General features: G+C 53.7%; 3 protein-coding genes. All 3 read left to right on the plus strand.

Annotated features, from left to right (window positions below):
• The first annotated feature begins 513 nt into the window (after window positions 1-513).
• The 3 genes from I5W_RS31350 (at window position 514) to glf (ending at window position 3,086) form a co-directional block, all read left to right on the plus strand.
• Entirely contained in the window at window positions 514-963 is a 450-nt protein-coding gene (locus I5W_RS31350) for a hypothetical protein (protein WP_146744577.1), read from the plus strand.
• Window positions 964-1,662: 699 nt separating this feature from the next.
• Window positions 1,663-1,974 (plus strand): hypothetical protein, encoded by a 312-nt coding sequence (locus I5W_RS31355; protein WP_148289121.1) that lies wholly within the window; start codon window positions 1,663-1,665, stop codon window positions 1,972-1,974.
• On the plus strand, window positions 1,959-3,086 hold the full coding sequence (gene glf, locus I5W_RS15420; RefSeq protein ID WP_044529889.1) for a UDP-galactopyranose mutase: 1,128 nt from the start codon (window positions 1,959-1,961) through the stop codon (window positions 3,084-3,086). Before I5W_RS31355 ends, glf begins: the two co-directional genes overlap by 16 nt.
• Window positions 3,087-3,187: the final 101 nt, after the last annotated feature.

A 3,187-nucleotide genomic window follows, 5' to 3' on the forward strand; every position in this document is an offset into this window, starting at 1 on the left:
TTCTCGGAAGAGGCAGCAACGCTGATCGGCGTCGCTGCCTTTTTTGTTTCTTCCGCTGCCGCCATCAGGGCGAGCATCTCCCCGCGATCAATCCCCGCATCATCCGCAATCTTCAAAGCGGTTTTAGCGTCAGGTACGCGCCCCTCTCAAATACTTCCAAATCTGGGGTTGGAAAAAGAATCTCGATGCAGGTATCGCACTGGTCGCCAAAAAAGGCAGCGGCAAAAAAGTTTCTCGATACACATGGCACCAGGTCCGCAATCTAAGCTGGGACGCCGCTATGCGGTCGAAGGAACGTGTCGTCATTTCTGAAAGAAGAGTTGGCGCCTTATTGATGAGCGTACTTGTTCTACGAGGGGAAATTAAGCGAGTTTGCGAAAGGCGATGGTGGAACTCTCACCCCCTGTCGATCACTCACTTGCATATGTTGCGATATGTACCTCTGTACTGCGCAACACCCCTTGGAGCCATGATTCAAGAAATCATGGTCCTGTTTCATCAAAAGGAATCAAAATGTTCAACAACATTCAACCAACTTCTTACCATAACTACTCAAGCGATAGTGACAACGAGACCAAGCGGGAAGAAAGCCCTTCGCGTGGCCAACCAAGCAGCAGTAACGCTCAACCAAGCACACGTATTCCCGACCGAAATCGACGCCTGCAGTTCGCTCCTCCTAGCGGACCAAAGTTGGAACGCAGTGGTGGCCAACGATGGCATAGGCCCACGCTAGGCGAGCACCTTGAGCAGATGCGACTAAATGAGAATATCAATCTGAATAAAGTGGCCGAGAAAATGAGAGCGCTGGAATCCTCGTTCACCGGGTTAGTGAAGCAGTACACCGACAAAGGTGAGCTTCCCCCAAAAATCCAGCATGACCATAAGATCTATTCGCCAGATGACATTGCAAAGGTCATCGAGGCTTTCAACGAGATGGCGTATGGCGGTTCGGATACCGAGTAAATAGAAGATCAAATTGAACCTCCTTGTGTCGGTGGTTCGGTTCCGCCCCAGTCCATCAAGAATGTCCCAAGAAAAAACGCCAATCATCACCGGTTGGCGTTTTTCATTTCAACGCCGAAATTCTTTGGCTCCGATCTATTCCAGACTCTACTTCTCCCCGCCGCACCTCAACAGCCCCTGCTGCACATGAAGCAAAGATCCGTTGCTCGTACAGTCTTCAGAAGATGAATTCCACTGTCCAGGAATCGACGCCAAGAAACTGCGCAAAAAGAATGATATCGCCCTGCAAACAGGCGATAACTACATCTATGGATAACACTTATGTGAACATCACTTCCGCCTCGAATAAGGTTGGCAATACGCACTTCCACCTTTTTTCTTCACTTCCCCCGAAGCATTTCCACAGCTTCGCAGCGCTACTGCAGACTAGGCGCGCAGGATCAGAACATGCACTCACAAACTTTCGAGACATTGGGGCGCCTACCGTAAAAAGACGAATATCCATCACAACTTTTCCCCGGGCTCTCCTCATAAACCAAAGCCAATCCATAATCAGGAACAACAAAAAGCAAGTCCAGCAAAACAACCGCTTCCCGAACGGAAACGGTTTCCCTCCCGCAGGAAAATGAACATGCCTGACGCCGATCACTGCGTCGCGCATCTCGCTTTGCGCGTGTGGGGCGGACGCATGACGACGATATGATTCCGGCAGAAAACAACACCCAGCGTATTCCCCGCGATGCAGCACCTACGCAGCCCACAGGGGAAGACCAAGAACGACAGGCGATAGCGATCATCGGCTTGGCCTTTCGCTTTCCCGGCGATCTGGCGTCGCCGAACTGGCTACGCCAATTCCCTGAACATCAGGTCGTTCTCACCTGTGCCGACTCCGATGCTGGCGCAGAAAGCCCTGGCGGCGCCGCCCAGACAGCAATGCTGATCTATCGCCAATTGTTTCCCTCTGGGTTATCACCATCCTTCATGAGGACATTGACATGTATGACTACCTGATAGTTGGTGCCGGCCTGTTCGGTGCCACGTTCGCGCGCCTGGCAAGCGACGCGGGAAAGCGTTGCCTGGTCATCGACCAATACCGCCACCTGGCCGGCAACTGCTACACCGAAGAACGCGAAGGCATCCATATCCATGCTCATGGTCCGCACGTCTTCCATTGCGACGACAGTCGGATATGGAACTTCGTCAATCGCTTCGCCGAATTCAACCATTTCCGCAATTCGCCCCTGGCCATGTGCGCAGATAAGGTCTATTCACTGCCCTTCAACATGTACACCTTCAACCAACTATGGGGCGTGACCAGTCCACAAGCAGCACGCGCCATCATCAAGGAACAACGCCTGAAGCTGGAGCGGGAACCGGCCAATCTGGAAGAACAGGCACTGGCACTGGTTGGCAGTGACATCTATCACACCTTGATTCGCGACTACACCCGCAAGCAATGGCAGAAGGATCCGCGCGAGCTACCCGCAGCCATCATCAAACAACTACCACTGCGCTTTAGCTGGGACAACAATTACTTCAATGACCGTTACCAGGGTATTCCTGTGGGCGGCTATACCGCCATGTTCGAGCACATGCTGGAAGGCGTAGAGGTTCGCCTGGGCATCGATTATCTGGAGCAACGCAGCGCGCTGGCCACGCTGGCCAAGCACACCATCTTTACCGGGCGCATCGATGCCTTCTACGACTATCGCTTCGGCGAACTGGAGTACCGCACCCTGCGCTTCGATTCGCAGTGGCTGGAAATCGACAATTTCCAGGGTGTAGCGGTGGTCAACTATCCACAGCCGGAGCTGCCCTGGACACGCATCATCGAGCACAAGCACTTTCAGGCAGACGCTACGCTGCAGATGCCGCGTACCATCATCACACGTGAAATACCCGACCAGTGGCAGCGCGACAAAACCCCTTACTACCCCATCGGCGATGACACCAACATGGCGCTGTTCCGGCGCTACGAAGCACTAGCAGCGCATGAAACCCGTGTGAGTTTCGGTGGCCGCCTGGCCGAGTATCGCTACTACGACATGCACCAAGTGATCGGATCGGCCATGGCCAAGGCCCGTAAGCTCCTGGAAGGAGACCGCGATGAAGCCGCTGCGTAAGGCCCTCTTCCGATGGCAGGCCTTGGTACGCGCTTGCTTCCTGCCACCAGATCCATTTCCAAGGAAATGCTGACGATCGTAGACCGGCCACTTTATCATTA

The organism is Herbaspirillum sp. B65, assembly GCF_000333555.1.
Taxonomy (GTDB): Bacteria; Pseudomonadota; Gammaproteobacteria; order Burkholderiales; family Burkholderiaceae_D; genus Herbaspirillum; species Herbaspirillum rubrisubalbicans.